General features: G+C 52.6%; 13 protein-coding genes. All 13 read right to left on the reverse strand.

Going from position 1 to position 14188, the window contains the following annotated elements; translation table 11 throughout:
• Positions 1-48 precede the first annotated feature (48 nt).
• Positions 49-4530: a DUF6701 domain-containing protein gene (locus tag FCL42_RS07130; RefSeq protein WP_136862713.1), complete on the reverse strand. Its 4482-nt coding sequence runs from the start codon at positions 4528-4530 to the stop codon at positions 49-51.
• A gap of 12 nt (positions 4531-4542) precedes the next feature.
• Positions 4543-4989 carry a pilus assembly PilX family protein gene (locus tag FCL42_RS07135; protein ID WP_136862714.1) on the reverse strand — a complete coding sequence of 149 codons (447 nt, stop codon included), beginning with the start codon at positions 4987-4989 and terminating at the stop codon, positions 4543-4545.
• The gene (locus tag FCL42_RS07140; protein ID WP_136862715.1) at positions 4973-5761 is read right to left on the reverse strand and encodes a PulJ/GspJ family protein; all 789 of its coding nucleotides are present in this window, start codon (positions 5759-5761) and stop codon (positions 4973-4975) included. The genes FCL42_RS07135 and FCL42_RS07140 overlap by 17 nt, the downstream gene beginning before the upstream one ends.
• On the reverse strand, positions 5761-6243 hold the full coding sequence (locus tag FCL42_RS07145) for a PulJ/GspJ family protein (protein ID WP_136862716.1): 483 nt from the start codon (positions 6241-6243) through the stop codon (positions 5761-5763). Before FCL42_RS07145 ends, FCL42_RS07140 begins: the two co-directional genes overlap by 1 nt.
• Positions 6233-6706: a pilus assembly FimT family protein gene (locus FCL42_RS07150; protein ID WP_169308318.1), complete on the reverse strand. Its 474-nt coding sequence runs from the start codon at positions 6704-6706 to the stop codon at positions 6233-6235. Before FCL42_RS07150 ends, FCL42_RS07145 begins: the two co-directional genes overlap by 11 nt.
• A gap of 8 nt (positions 6707-6714) precedes the next feature.
• Complete coding sequence (locus FCL42_RS07155) at positions 6715-7233, reverse strand: type II secretion system protein (protein WP_136862718.1); 519 nt, start codon at positions 7231-7233, stop codon at positions 6715-6717.
• A gap of 64 nt (positions 7234-7297) precedes the next feature.
• The gene (locus FCL42_RS07160) at positions 7298-7795 is read right to left on the reverse strand and encodes a type II secretion system protein (RefSeq protein ID WP_136862719.1); all 498 of its coding nucleotides are present in this window, start codon (positions 7793-7795) and stop codon (positions 7298-7300) included.
• 64 nt (positions 7796-7859) lie between these two features.
• Positions 7860-8471, reverse strand: coding sequence for a prepilin-type N-terminal cleavage/methylation domain-containing protein (locus FCL42_RS07165; protein ID WP_136862720.1), 612 nt, complete (start codon positions 8469-8471; stop codon positions 7860-7862).
• A 101-nt stretch (positions 8472-8572) separates the two neighbouring features.
• Positions 8573-9046 (reverse strand): hypothetical protein, encoded by a 474-nt coding sequence (locus FCL42_RS07170; RefSeq protein WP_136862721.1) that lies wholly within the window; start codon positions 9044-9046, stop codon positions 8573-8575.
• Positions 9047-9050: 4 nt separating this feature from the next.
• Complete coding sequence (locus FCL42_RS07175; RefSeq protein WP_136862722.1) at positions 9051-10262, reverse strand: type II secretion system F family protein; 1212 nt, start codon at positions 10260-10262, stop codon at positions 9051-9053.
• A 3-nt stretch (positions 10263-10265) separates the two neighbouring features.
• Positions 10266-12029 carry a GspE/PulE family protein gene (locus FCL42_RS07180; protein ID WP_136862723.1) on the reverse strand — a complete coding sequence of 588 codons (1764 nt, stop codon included), beginning with the start codon at positions 12027-12029 and terminating at the stop codon, positions 10266-10268.
• On the reverse strand, positions 12029-13276 hold the full coding sequence (locus FCL42_RS07185; RefSeq protein ID WP_136862724.1) for a tetratricopeptide repeat protein: 1248 nt from the start codon (positions 13274-13276) through the stop codon (positions 12029-12031). Before FCL42_RS07185 ends, FCL42_RS07180 begins: the two co-directional genes overlap by 1 nt.
• Complete coding sequence (locus FCL42_RS07190; RefSeq protein ID WP_136862725.1) at positions 13273-14187, reverse strand: ExeA family protein; 915 nt, start codon at positions 14185-14187, stop codon at positions 13273-13275. The genes FCL42_RS07185 and FCL42_RS07190 overlap by 4 nt, the downstream gene beginning before the upstream one ends.
• Position 14188 lies beyond the last annotated feature (1 nt).

Raw genomic sequence — 14188 nt, forward strand, 5'->3', positions numbered from 1 at the left:
TTATGGCACTTAGACGCCAAGATAGCGCTAAAGTGCCATTTAACCGGATCAATTGCTACCAAAAACCTCACGACGATAGATCACTTTATCGTGTCCACGGAAACGCCCCAAAGTCACATTGGCACTGGGGTTGGTCATGGTATTTCCTCGCCACGTCCACTGTAACCAGGTGGGGGCTTCCGTTGCTTGATTTGGGAACTGACAGCCATTGATGCCGTCAAAACCAAGCTGATCCAATTGATAGCTAAGCGTAATTGGTGAGTCTTCTGGGGTGACGCGGCCATCGCCAACCACCGTGATGCCGTCATACTCTCCCTGTTCCCAACTGCCATTCACATTGGTGAGTGGCAACGGGTCAAGACTTCCCGCCAAGCTCAGGCGAGCATTATTGACGTTAAAGCCGTTATCCAGGGTATTGGTCACAAAACGCTGGCCATTGAAATACTCCATGCGCATTGGAACCAGCACCTGCTGCAGCTCAGTACCAAAGGCACTGTCGAGCACCATGCGCCCATAACGAAGCTGCGGCCCAGTAACATAGCCAAGGAAAGGCGCGCTGCTGGCGCTGTCGAAACTCAAGCCTTCACAACTGCCCCAGGTACCGACACACACTTTGTCACCAGCAACACTCAAATCCTCCGCCGCAATGGTGATGCCAAAGCTGGCATCATCGGCGCCATTATTGGGAATGCGAGCATAATCCACAGGAGCCAAAGGCGTATCTGGGCGCTTAAATCGAAGCCAGTTTTCCGTGAGTCGATAACGTCGACTGCCGTCGCCATCATTGGCCCCGAGCACCTCAGTCGTTTGCCCCGCCGGTTCAATCACCTCGATTCCGGTAACGCCAGTTTGATACTCCCTCGCGGTCATCGGGTTGGGCAGATTCCAGAACTCACTGTCAAAGTTATTGGTCACCTGATTGTTCAGATTTCGAGCCATCACCTCGAACTGAGGTAGGGTACTGAACGCCACCGGTTGCCCGAAGTAACTGCTGCCCTGACAATAGGGCTGCAGCGACAACGGCTGCGCCACCACCTCTAGGGTTGCAGGTGTAATGCGACCGATGGTACGACTGCTGAAATTCGATAGAGAAGCACCAAGATAGTCCACCGATTCAGCCAGTTTAAATCGAAATGCCCCCACCTCAGTTAAGGTGCGATCAACACTTCCTTGGCCGCCAGCAGTAATGGACACTGTGCCGCCATCATCCCCAGAATTGCTTCCTGGATCCGGAGCAATGAGCTCTGGTGCCAGTCGAATATCGGACTTCTGGAAATTACGGGTGATCGGATTATCAGAGAGGTCTTGGTCATTATCGCCAACCCAGCAGCGAGCGCTCACCTCGACAGGAAAAGCCTCTCCCGCCTTTTTAAACGCCCCACACTGAGTGAAATTGCTGTCACAAGCCTGATTTTGCGCCTGAATATGGAACCCAACAGGAACCCAGTCCAGATCCACTTCGCCAGTGAACGTCTTCTGCTGGCCACCGACGCCGCGAGTTAAACTGGCCGACACCTTAAGTCGACCCGCCTCTTGGTATCGCAGTGGCAACTCGGCCACCCCTTGCGCGTCAAAAGTCACCGCCGCTACCTGAGCTTCACCGGCTTTTAAGGTCAAACTTCCTAGGCCAAGATCCGCAGCCACCTCAGGCGATTGAGGCACACGATATTGGAAGCTGAAACTGACATTCTCCGTTCCTTGGGTGATCACAAGGCACTGCTTCGGATCGCTGCTGTTGGTTTCCACCACCCCAAGCTGAAGTTGGTATTGGGTATGGCAGGCAAGCAGATCCGCTTGTTCCAGATCACCCACAACCGGGGTTAACACTAAGCCACTGTCACTAAAGCCAATTTCACAATCATTTTGGCCGCTGCCAGACTCACAAACAAAATCATAATTACCCACACCAATCTCAACTACGGAGGGTGTCGCTTGCCACAGCTGTAACCTGTCACCATGTTTAACCGTTTGGCTATTGCCAATGGTGCCCGTAGTAAGGTGCTGCCACTCTGAGGTCGGCGTTGCCGTAAGATCTAAGGTGTAACTGCTTTGTGTATCGAAACTGGTGCAACTGGAATCGCTGCAGATCTGCACTTCAACCTGGGCGCCCACGCAGTTAATGGCAGAGCCAGGGTGCACAAGGCGGATAGTTACCGGCTCAACGGTGGGCGCAGTACCTACGGCTAAATAACTGAAATACTCGCCATAATGCTTACGTTCGTTATCGTCAGCAAGGTCCTCGTCCACCACCACGTTAAATTGTGAATCGGACACGTGGCACGCACGAGCCCAACCACCATCGCCGCCATAGCGAGTTCGTTTGGTTGAATAGAACAGCGGTGTCGACGCAAACGGCGTCTGGAAATTGAAATGATTACTAGCACTGCATTGCTCGGCCAAACTTCGAGTGCTGTTGTAGTTATTACCCGAAAACTTGTAGCTTTGCAGGCCATTTCCGGACTCAATTCGTCGCATCTCACCGTTGATCTCAACGGTGCCACTGCCCTCAACCGCAAGATAGGCAATGGTATCGTCACGCTTAAACTTACCATTGCCGCGTTGGTTGTAAGCCTCACTGCCCTCTAGGCCAATGTAGAAGCCAGCACTGCTGACCGACTCAACCCGAGCGGAATAAAACTCACCACCGTTATTAAAGGTTTGCAGTTGTGCCAACACCGCGGTACCTGACGACCAGCCACTGGGCAAGTTTTGCCACACCGATGACTCATCGCAGTTACCGTTGCCATCACTGTACTTGCCCTTGTAGTCACAGGTCTTAACGGTGCCCGCCGATAGCCTAACCTGGGTGTTGCCAAATTCGTCTTTTAGCTGGTAATCGCCGCCGCCAACCACGATGTAATCTACCTTGGAAACCGAAGTACGATTGACACCACTGCCGCCGTAATAGTTAGGCGCAACCCACAACTCCACATCGGCTTGGCTAGTAGACGCAGAGGTGACGCGCATCTGTGCGGGTAGCTCTTTCTCCACCTGATTTGACTCAATGGGCGTCATCAAAAACACCAAAGGCGGCTCATCACCCTGATAATCTGAATAGTTAATGGTGCCGGTGAGCGTGCCTCTGGAATTGGAACTCAGGTTCACCGACCCAAACTTCAGGTAGTTGTCAGAGCCATCTGGCGGAGTACCCGGCAGACATAGATTTGAATAATCTGCATCTCTGACATCGGTGCTGCCCACCACCAAGTTGTAATCATCCAAATGGATGTTTTTACCACTGGCAATCCCAGTTAGGGCGGTGTAGCCGCTATAGGAGCGAAAATCCACATCCCCCTCGGCATACACTACACCTCGAATGGTGGACCATTCTCGAGTAGTTATCTCTTTCTTGGAAAACAGCATCCATTGCCGAGGCGGGGCCGTTGGATTCATCCGGACTTGGCGGCTAAGATCAACATCGTCTTCCACAAACAGGCGCACACTACCGGCCCCTAGGGGCTCCATTGAGATCTGCTGATAGCGTTCACTGAATCTCAGCTTTTCAAGATGATAATCGCCAGTGTTAAAACGAATCCTTTGTTCACGATTTTCACCAAAATGGAACTCTTCCGCGTTGGTCGGCAACATCCGTAAACTGTGGCTGCCGCTGCCATGCAAATGCATGTTTTTATAAACTTTGGTGGGGGCACCATCGCCATTATGGAATAGGTTGGCGGCATTCTCAGTTTTCAGCTCATCCACATGCAGTGAGCCGATCTGGTTCAAATTCACTTGGCCACCAAACACCTCCATCTTCTTAATGGTGTGCTGACCGCTGCTGAAATTGGCGTTGGCATTACCTTCCATTTTAAATTCATCAAGGTAGACGGCATGGAAGTTAGCCTCTAGGTTGGAGCTGCCATCAATTTTCACTGACTGGTAGCCAAACGTGGTTAACCAACCACTGGCGATGCGCGCCGCCCCCTCCAATGACAGGTCATAAGCATATAACTCAGAGGCAGTGTTGGCCGAGATGTACCCGGAGTTCTTAACTTCTAAATCTTCAACAAACAGGCGCTGCCCATTTAGATAGAGTCGACCAGAGCCCTCAACAATGAGCTTTTCAACGCCGAGATCACTCCAAAAAACGGAGTCAATGGTCAAAGAGCAACTGCCACTGACCTTAATCTCATCGTAGCTGCCAAAACTCAACAGATCCCATGTAAGAGAGTGGTTACCGCTGCTACATGAGTAATCCGAGCTGCCGTTAATATTTGGAAACGCCCCGGGATCGTCGGGAAATTGATCACGACCGGGAAAATCGGGAAGGTCTAACGACTTAGCGGGCTTGCCACTGACAGAACAATTTTGGCCGAAACAATGATTATTACCGCTTTGGGTGAGGTGCTTAAACTCAAACACATTGTCGCTGTCGTAGCGAACACTGGATCCTCGGTCCAGGGTCAAACGAGAGCCATTATGAGCACTTTGCAACACACTGGGGAACACCTCTTCACAATAAGGCAGCGCCGCAGCTCCAGCTGAGTAGCTGGCCACAAGTAAACAGGCAATAATGCGGTTGCGCTTCATTGTTGGTGTTCCCTAATCAAATGCTTGGGTTTCAAATTGTCGACTTACTGCCATCCCAGTTGGGCCGCACTGCGCATCGGCGCCAATAACGAAACCATTGGTCTGGCTATTCCCCAAGTCATATTCGGTATGCTGGCAGCTCATGGTCACTCGGCAGCGGTGAAACCCAGAGTTTGTATTAGGTAACCCCGCTCCTTCGCTTAATACCGAAGTGTTCACCGCCGTACAGGCATCAATGGCGCTGTCTCCTACGGTATCTCGATTCAACACTCGCCCCAACCCCCATTCCAAGCCACTTTGGCCAGCGGCCCAAGCGCGGCTGCCGTTCACTTCAAGGACAATCTGCTCGCTCTGATTACTCAGCATCCGAATCAGCCCAAAACCCAACATCAGCACCACAATGAGCACAAACAGTGCCACCATCAGGGTGCTGCCTCTCTGGTTACGGCAGGTTTTCAATTTGAACCTCCTGCACAAAACGCTGGGATTGATCGGCTTGGGACAGCCAGAACTGCAGTTGCAGTACACTGTTTCGATTCAAGGTCGGTGGCTGCTCCAGAAACGGACAGTGAGCATTATCACGCTGATTCAGATTGCACTGGCTAAGATCATTGGCAAAGCCATCGGCCATCAAGCTACTACTTCCCTGACTGCTACGAGTCAGTTGACCGCTGCTATTGAGGCAATACGCCACGGTACTGCCCGCCGCGTAAAATCGCTGCCCAGGAGAGTAATCGCCATCGGCTAAATTTGCCGACAGGGTCATTTGACACAAGTTGCTGCTATCGCATTGGGAGCTGGCCACGGTTGGTAGTGGGTCCGGTAACTGATAACCATTTAATAACGCTACTCCGGCACCGTTACCGCTGCTAAAGCAGTCGTCACAGTCATTACCGACGCAACAAGACATGCGATAGAAGGAAACCTGATTGGCGCTGTTCAACATGGGGGCGGCAATGAAGCGGCCACTTTGCTCGATGGGTGAAAAGCTCAAACAGTAGCCCGCCGAGCCATTGGCGATCGCCACACTGCCGGGAACCGCATCACGCAGTTCACGGCTAAGACGCTGCAAACCATAACGATGCTGACTGACCGCTTGGCCCCATTGCTGACCATCAAGATAGATCTTCATGGCAAAGTTGATGAACTGAGTTACCCCAATGGCCAAGGCGCCCATCATGGCGATAACCACCACCATCTCCATCAGGGTAAAACCACGATTGCTGCGCATCAGTAGTTCCCCCTCATCAGTTCAAATTCGAAACTGGAACCCTCAGGTGCAGTAATGGTGACTAGAGCGCGTTTGCTGCCCTGAGACCAGGCAACGCTGCCCACGGTACTGGAATAGCAATCAACCTGAATGGCGATGCGATAGCGATCGAAGTTGGCCCCAAGCCAATCGTTAGCATCCCCATTAAAGCCATTAAAATCTTCAAAAAACTGCCACTGTTTTGGGTCGGTTCCCGTCGACACCTTAGTACAGTTCAAGCTGGAAACTGCGCCGCCACCGTTGGGAGTGTTGCGATCAAAACTTCGTCCCATCAGCTCAGCCATTACCATTTCAGACAGTTGGGCAGCTCGAGCCTGACTGATGTTTTGAGCGCTGCGCTGTGCTTGGGGAAAGATAACCGAAGCCAGCATCACCAAAGCGATGGCCAACATAATCAAGCCAACCACCATCTCCATCAAAGTAAAACCGCGCTTAGCATTCATGGATGAAGCCCTCGGTTTCGATGCAGAGATTTAAGGTTTCCAGACCGCTAACTTGTAACTGGCAACCACTGGCTCGGCACTGAGTCACGCGCCCAAGGCTGTCGAAGGTCAAAGCGAAACTTTGATTGCCAGACAGGGTAATTGCAACGTTGTTGCTACACAGACCATTAGAAATGGTTGCGCCGCTATCGCATCGGGTTTGACTGGCTTGTCGCTCAGGGGAGCCGCAGTTTCCCGGTAACCAAAAGCCGTCGCTGGAAAAGGTCAGTGAACACTGATTTTGGCCGGCTAGTGCCAGTTGCTGGGCGTAATGGAGTTCAGAAAGGAGAGAAAATTGAACGTCGGTACCGCTAAATGCATCGCGACCGACAAAACGACTGATGGCCACCACCGATAAGATGGTGACCACAATCAAAGTGACAATAAGCTCTACGAGGGTGAAACCTCTTTGGCTGTCATTCACCGAAGGCCTTAGCAGTCAGTATCGACCACAGTTACTACAGGACCAACCGTCGCACTGGTTGCGGCCTTGTAAGTCACATAGCACTCTTTAGTGGCCTTATTCGAAGCCGCTTCGATGCTGAAGCTTTGAGGGTAGATCAGCGCGTCCGCAGTGCCATTTTTCGGGCCGTTGGTGGTATCAATGGTCCAGTCACCGGTGTTTGCGGTGGTGTCCAGATCCAGAGCGGTAGTTAAGTTAGCCGCCAGCAGGTAGCCATACTCCGCTTGGAAATCAGTGCCATCCACGGTGATGTCATCACAGGTAACATTACTGTCACTGCACTGCTTGCTTTCATCGCCATTAATCGCCGCTTTGGCGTAGATCATGCTGTTGGCGCTTTGTACTGACGCCTTAACGCCTTCCAAGGTTGCAGCACGAGCGTCATTCTGCAGATCAATAAACTTAGGGGCTGCGGTCACGGCCAGAATGCCCAAAACAATGATCACAACGACCAACTCAATTAGGGTAAAACCAGATTGTCTTTTCATCTTTGGTCCCTTAATTCTCACTATTCGATGGTTATTTTTATCTGGGCTCAATGAGCCCAGTCTATTAGCAGCCGCCGGTAACCAGGGCGTACTTAGGCGCGTCTGATGAGGTGGCTGGTGTGTAGATTAGGTGACAGCTGTCGCCATCGGCGTCGGTGACGTCTTCGTCAAAAGTGGCGCCAACAGGATGGATGTAAGTCAAGTCGGTATTGCTGTCGGTGTTGTCAACGATGGTCCAGTCTGCGGTATCCAGATCCAATACCTTGGCCAATTCTGTCGCGTCGGCTTTCATGTAACCGAACAGAGGCACGGTAGTTTCAGTGCCATCCAGATTGATGGTTTTGGTACCACTCGCAGTTTGCTCTTCTAAACCGGCAATCGCAGACTTGGCGAATACCATGCTATTAGCACCTTGCAAAGACGCCTTAGCGCCTTCCAGAGTTGCGGCACGAGCATCGTTTTGCAGATCAATAAATTTAGGCGCTGCAGTTACGGCCAGAATACCCAGCACAATGATCACTACAACAAGTTCAATCAGGGTAAAACCGGACTGTTTTTGCATCTATCTATACCTTAAAAATGACTACGCACGAGAAAGGGCTAGCGCACCTAGCCCTAACCAATAATTAGTTAGAGAAGCTGGCGATCTGGCCAGTTCCAGGGTTGTAGGTAAAGCCTTTGCCTACCCCTTGACCACCAGTAAACAGGGTTCCATGAACGCCGTTGCCGTTCAACGTCAAGGTTGCCACCTGAGAGTATACGCACAGGTCGATGCCATTCAGGTTTGTGCCATCAGGCTGAATTACACTGCCGCCTTGGTTGTTGGCGACGTCAACAGCATAGCGATCGTCATTGAGATCGTTACCATTGCTGGTATCGTCGTGCTCAGCCGCAGGCGGTGGGCTCTGCAGAATTTGATTGAATACCGCTAAACAAGCAGTTTGGGTCATCACATTTGGACCTAAGCTGTCGGTACCTGAAGGATAACCAAATTGGTTAACAGAGACGCTCTGGCCATCAAGCACAACGTTACCGTCGGTTGGGCGACCTTCCACTTCCCACTGCGCACGGGTGATACCTACGGCGGAAGCAAAACCACCTGCAACACCTTCCGCAGCAGCGTCTTCCGCTTGATCGGTGATATCAATAAAACGTGGCAGTGCGGTTGCAGCCAATAGGCCCAAAACCACCACAACAATAATCAATTCGACTAATGAGAAACCCGCTTGTCTCTTCATGATGACCCTACCCCTTTAGGCTGAAAAATAAAATAATATCTGTAAGTTACACTGTACTACGCATAACATTAAATACAAATCTAGCACATCAAAAGCGTCAACTAATCTGACCTTGTCAATAATATGACGCTGCCGGTGGCGCTATGATACTGCAATTGCCATGCCTGTATCGAATAAAAACACACCTTAGCGCCGCTAACACGGCTAACCTGTTGTTCACTCACGTCCAAATCTAAGGTTTCAGGGGCCTCCCCCATCAGTTGGCTATACAGTTGGTTACAACCTGATTTAGCCATTGGCCACCCGTGGGCATTCATCGACAACCACGCGGCTTGGTCACTGCCGGGCACCTGCCATTGCAACCGGGAAGGCCTACCGTCCATCAACCACTGCCCCTTCGCCAAGTTGACGCTGGTTAAAAAACGCTGCTGAGCGACACGAAGCAAACGATCTTCAATATACGGCTGCGTGCGTAAAAAATTTATCAAAACGACAAAAATGACCAGCAGTATCACCACCACCGCGACTAAGCGGCTTAGCCAAGGGCGAAACTGAACTTCGGGTTGCGCTGTCATCACGCTACCCCTTATAAGCGTTGAACATGTCCCACATCGGCAGGTAGATACCCAGTGCTAACACCGCCACCATGGCAGCCACCACCGTCAGCAAAATCGGTTCGATTCGCGCGGTGAGAGTTTTCAGATCGTAATCCACTTCCCGCTCATAATACTCGGCGGCATCGTCCAACAGCTCGTCGATACGACCGGTCTCCTCCCCCACCGACAGCATCTGCAACACCAGAGGTGTAAACAGGTTTGAGTTGATGGCGGTACGAGTAATCGTCTCCCCGCCCTCAATGCCGCGACGCATCTCAACAATCCTGTCGTGCATAAAGCGGTTGTCCACCGCATCGGCAACCAGTGACAGAGATTGGTTTACCGGCACGCCGCCCCGAAGCATCATCGCCAAACTGCGAGAGAAGCGAGACAGCGACGCTCGTTCTAAGATGGTTCCCGCGATGGGCATCTTGAGCTTGAACCGGTCAAATTGCAGCCGCCCGTTGTCTGAGTTCAGATACAGCTTGAAACCAATCACCGCGCTTAAGAAACCAAACAGCAGCATCGGCCAATAGTGAACAAAGAACTGGGAGGTCTCGAGCAAAATTCGCGTAGGCAGTGGCAATTCCGCATTAAACTTGGCAAACATCTGGGCGAATTTTGGAATCACCATGATGTTTAGGATCACCATTGCCAGCACGATAAACAGCACCACAAAGATCGGGTACCGCAATGCCGATTTAATCCGTCTTCGAGTGTCTTGCTCGGTCTCTAAGTGGATCGCCAAGCGCTCAAAGGCTTGATCCAGCTGACCTGTGTTCTCCCCTACGTGTACCATGGCTACATAGAGTTCACTGAAGATATGGGGGTGTTGATTCAATGCCGATGACAATGAATGGCCCGCGGTAAGCTGAGTCACCACCTCTTTCAGAGCCCTTGATAAGGTTTTGCTATGGGTGCTGTCCGACAAGCCGGAGATGGCTCGCAGCAGAGGAATACCGGATCGAGTCAGAGACAGCATCTGCCTGGTAAACATCTGCAGGTCCGCCATCTTCACCCGCGGCCTCAAAAGCGCCTGCCAATCGATCGCCTTGGCTCGCACCGGCTCAATCAACACCGGCACGATGGTTTTACGCATCAGTTGATCGGCCACTGCCGCTTCATTAGCGGCATCAATCTGCCCCTCAACTTGAGCGCCGCTGGCCTCTCTGCCTCGATAATGAAATAGCGGCATTTACTAGCTCCTTGGCAAATCTGAGTCGATGAGCTGCTGACTCAAAGGCGCGGCAATCTCGCTGACGTCTTCGGCCAAACGCATGGCATCGGCGATGCTGGTCACGCCATTTGCAGCATACTCCAAGGCGCTCACCACCAAGGGACGGAACTGGCCACTCTCTTTCACCGCTTTGGCAAAAGCCTCTGGGTTACCGGTACGCAGTGCTTCCACCATATGCTCGTCCAGCTCCAACATCTCGAACACCCCGATACGACCTCGGTAGCCCGTATGGTTGCAGTGTTGGCAGCCTCGGCCTTTTCGATACCCTTGTTGCAGATGGTCCACATCCGGCTGGATGTGTTTTAGCCAAGCCAAGTCGCCGGCATTTGGCACGTAAGGCTCGGCGCAGCGATCACAGATTCGGCGCACCAATCGCTGTGCAATGATGGCTCGCAGTGCACTGGCCACCAAATAGGGCGCCGCTCCCATGTCGATCAGACGCAGAGTGGAGGTGATGGCATCGTTGGTGTGCAAAGTCGACAGCACTAAGTGACCGGTAATCGCGCCCCGAAGGCCGATCTCAGCGGTCTCCTGATCCCGCATCTCACCTACCATGATGATGTCAGGATCCTGACGCAAGGTGGTACGCAAAACGTCAGAGAACCCCAAGCCAATTTTGGTGTTCACCTGCACCTGGTTGACCCGCTTAAGCCGGTATTCCACCGGATCCTCTACGGTAATGATCTTGGTATTGGCTTTATTCAGTTCATTCAATACCGCGTACAGGGTGGTGGTTTTACCGGAGCCCGTTGGTCCAGTCACCAGAATCATGCCGTGGGGACGGCCAATCTGATGGCGAACCCGCCGAATGATGCTCTCTGGCATCCCTGTCTGCTCTAACTGAAGTAGCCCAGCAGACTGATCCAACAATCGCATCACCACCGACTCACCAAACTGCACTGGCATGGTTGACACCCGCACATCCAGTTGGTGGTTGGCCACCTCAAAATGGAAACGGCCATCTTGGGGAATGCGCTTCTCAGAGATATCTAGATTTGCCATCAGTTTGATGCGCAGCACCAAGGCGTTGGCAACGCCATATTCCGTCAATACGGTTTCCTGAAGCTCACCATCAACGCGCTGACGAATGCGCAGCTCTTTGTCTCCAGGTTCGATGTGAATGTCCGAAGCACGAATGCGGATGGCATCCTCAAAGATGGAATTCAGCAGCCTCACTACCGTGGCTTCGTTGTCGGCGTCCTGAGCGGTAATGGAGGCCAGATCAAAGGCCTGCTCCTGCGCCTGCTCCTGTTGCAGCTCCCCAGCAATGGAGGCAATGCGATCCGTTTGACGGTATAGGTTGTCGATGCCTTCAAACAGTTGGCTTTCAACAATCAGCGCCAACTCAACCTTACGGGGTGACAACAAACTGACTAGGGAGTCATAAGCGCTGAGATCCGCTGGATCGCTCATGGCCACCGTCACTTGGCGATCGTCGCCATCGATAACCAGAGCTCGGAAGCGGCGCGCCTGTATTTCAGGCAGCAGCTTGATGACGTTGGGGTCAAGACGGCGTTCGCTAATATCAACGAAAGGCAACTCTAGCTGCTTCGACAGGAACGACAGCAGCTGCGATTCCGAGATAAAGCCCATATCAATTAAGGTTCGGCCCAGCTTACGGCCACCTTTGCGCTGCGCCTGCAGGGCTTGCATCAGCTGATCTTCAGTGATGATCTGTTGACCCACCAACAGATCACCTAGTCGTTGCTTAAGTTGATGTTTCATTAAGAACCTCGAAGTTGCTGCAAACGCGCTAAAACAAATTCTCGAGCCGCTCCGGAAAGAGAGCCCAGCTCGATGGCACGGCGATAGTGTTCAATGGCAGCCGGGTATTGCCCCAACTGATCTAGGTTATACGCCAGCCCAAGCCACCAGCGGCTCTGGGTTGGCTGTTGTTCCGTCAGCACTCGGTAATCCGTCGACGCCAGCTCAAATTGCTGCAACTGCTGTGCAAGGGCGGCGCGGCGAACGCGATGTTCCAGCGTCAACGGTAAACTGGCGGTTTTAGCCAGCCACAGCTTAGCTTGCTCTGGTTGGCCAAGCGTCTGAGACAGCTCCGCTGCCATCAGCGCATATTGGCCTTGAGCAGGGAACTGAGAAAATCCTTGTGCGGCCTCCATCAATGCCAGTTGAGGATCCAAGCCGCTCCAAGTAGCAATCAGTTGCAAGCGCGCCTGATGGTAGTCAGGGGTTAACGCCAACGCTCGCTGCAACAGCTCAACACTCAGCTGAGAGTCTGGCTGCACCTGAGCTTCTGCCATCAACTGCTGTGCCTGCTCCTGAGGAGTCAGTGGCACTGGCGTTACCGTCATGACCGGCTCGGGTTTGACTGGAATCTCCGGCTCTCTATTGGGCTGAAGCTCTGGTTCTCCCTTCGCCGGCACATCGGCGGTGTTGGGTGTTACGACCGACAAATTCGGCTCTAGTGCACTTGCCACTTGCTCAGGCTTAGGCTGCAGCAACGCCTGTGAGGGCTTTGTGATCGCCGTAGTAGAGGGCTTAGCCTCAGCATCTGCACTTGGCTGAATCGCCGTCACCTCAGTAGCAGCAACAGGGGTCGTCACCGCCTCGGAAACAGCTTCAACTTGGTTCCCAGGCTCAGGCTCAGGCTCAAGTTCAGGCTCAAGTTCAGGCTCAAGTTCAGGCTCAAGTTCAGGCTCAAGTTCAGGCTCAAGTTCAGGCTCAAGTTCAGAGCCAGGCGGCTCAATGAACACAGGCTCAACCGCCGTTTCAATGGATGGCTTAACGTCAGCAGATGTTGCAACCGGTTGAGGCAGCGATGGCGTCAATTTTTGCCACAGAACCACCGCACTGCCCACAAACAAAGTAATACTCAATAACAGCAATGCGCTCATCCACGGGCGGTGTTTCACACTGGGAGCCACCGTGGCCATTCGGGTCAGATGAGGCTGCACAATGCGATCCTTCTGCTGCTGATCCAGATCCTGAAGCATCTTGTTGATCACGCTCATTGACCGGCCTCCATGTAAAAGCTCAGCCACCAGCCCAAGCCGGTCAGTGCCAACAGAGTTAACGATGCCAGCAACAGCAAATTTTCTCGCCACCATGACGGCAACGCCAAGGCCGATTCGGTATCCGCTACCGCTGCCTTGACCATCTCATTGGCGATGGCCCCGGTTTGCCCCGCACCATAGGCCAACATCAACGTCTTATGGCACAGCACATTGAGTATCCGCGGCACGCCGCCACTGGCCTTATGCAACCAAGCAAATTGCTGCCAACTAAACAGACCATTGCCTTGATATCCGGCCACTTGCAGCCGGTGCTCAATGTAGCAGCAGCTCTCCTCTAGGGTCAGTTTTCGCAGCTGATAACTGAAGGTGATGCGCTGACGTAACTGGCGAAACTGTGCCTGTGCCAAACGGCGATCCAGCTCTGGCTGGCCAAACAACACCACCTGCATCAACTTGGAGCGTTCCGTTTCCAGATTGGTAAACAGCCTTAGGGCTTCCAAGCTTTCATCAGGCAAGGCCTGGGCCTCATCCAAAATCAGTACCACCTGTTTACCTTGCTGCGCCAGCTCCAGCAATTTTTGGCTAATGAGCTCCGTCAGACTGACCCCGTCGCGGGGCTTAATTCCTAGCTCACTGGCAACGCTGCGTCTGAGCTCATCGGCTTTAAGGCAAGGGTTGGGCAGATACGCCACCTGATAGTTGCTACCAAGTTCATTGAGCAACTTGCGGCACAATAAGGTTTTGCCAGTGCCCACTTCGCCACACACTTTGATAAACCCTTCTCCGGCCGCCAACGCGGTATGCAAAACCTGAAGCGCCTCAACATGAGGCGCCAGCTGCAGGAAAAACTGGGTATTGGGAGTCAGCGAAAATGGCAACTCCCGCAAACCAAAGTGGTACAGATACATG

The sequence above is a fragment of the Ferrimonas aestuarii genome, from assembly GCF_005116665.1.
Lineage (GTDB): Bacteria > Pseudomonadota > Gammaproteobacteria > Enterobacterales > Shewanellaceae > Ferrimonas > Ferrimonas aestuarii.

Coding starts and splice junctions, on each gene's coding strand:
- FCL42_RS07160 (WP_136862719.1), bottom strand. CDS start 7,795: ATGCAAAAACAGTCCGGTTTTACCCTGATTGAACTTGTTGTAGTGATC.
- FCL42_RS07175 (WP_136862722.1), bottom strand. CDS start 10,262: ATGCCGCTATTTCATTATCGAGGCAGAGAGGCCAGCGGCGCTCAAGTT.
- FCL42_RS07190 (WP_136862725.1), bottom strand. CDS start 14,187: ATGTATCTGTACCACTTTGGTTTGCGGGAGTTGCCATTTTCGCTGACT.
- FCL42_RS07180 (WP_136862723.1), bottom strand. CDS start 12,029: ATGAAACATCAACTTAAGCAACGACTAGGTGATCTGTTGGTGGGTCAA.
- FCL42_RS07130 (WP_136862713.1), bottom strand. CDS start 4,530: ATGAAGCGCAACCGCATTATTGCCTGTTTACTTGTGGCCAGCTACTCA.
- FCL42_RS07170 (WP_136862721.1), bottom strand. CDS start 9,046: ATGACAGCGCAACCCGAAGTTCAGTTTCGCCCTTGGCTAAGCCGCTTA.
- FCL42_RS07145 (WP_136862716.1), bottom strand. CDS start 6,243: ATGAATGCTAAGCGCGGTTTTACTTTGATGGAGATGGTGGTTGGCTTG.
- FCL42_RS07155 (WP_136862718.1), bottom strand. CDS start 7,233: ATGAAAAGACAATCTGGTTTTACCCTAATTGAGTTGGTCGTTGTGATC.
- FCL42_RS07165 (WP_136862720.1), bottom strand. CDS start 8,471: ATGAAGAGACAAGCGGGTTTCTCATTAGTCGAATTGATTATTGTTGTG.
- FCL42_RS07140 (WP_136862715.1), bottom strand. CDS start 5,761: ATGCGCAGCAATCGTGGTTTTACCCTGATGGAGATGGTGGTGGTTATC.
- FCL42_RS07185 (WP_136862724.1), bottom strand. CDS start 13,276: ATGAGCGTGATCAACAAGATGCTTCAGGATCTGGATCAGCAGCAGAAG.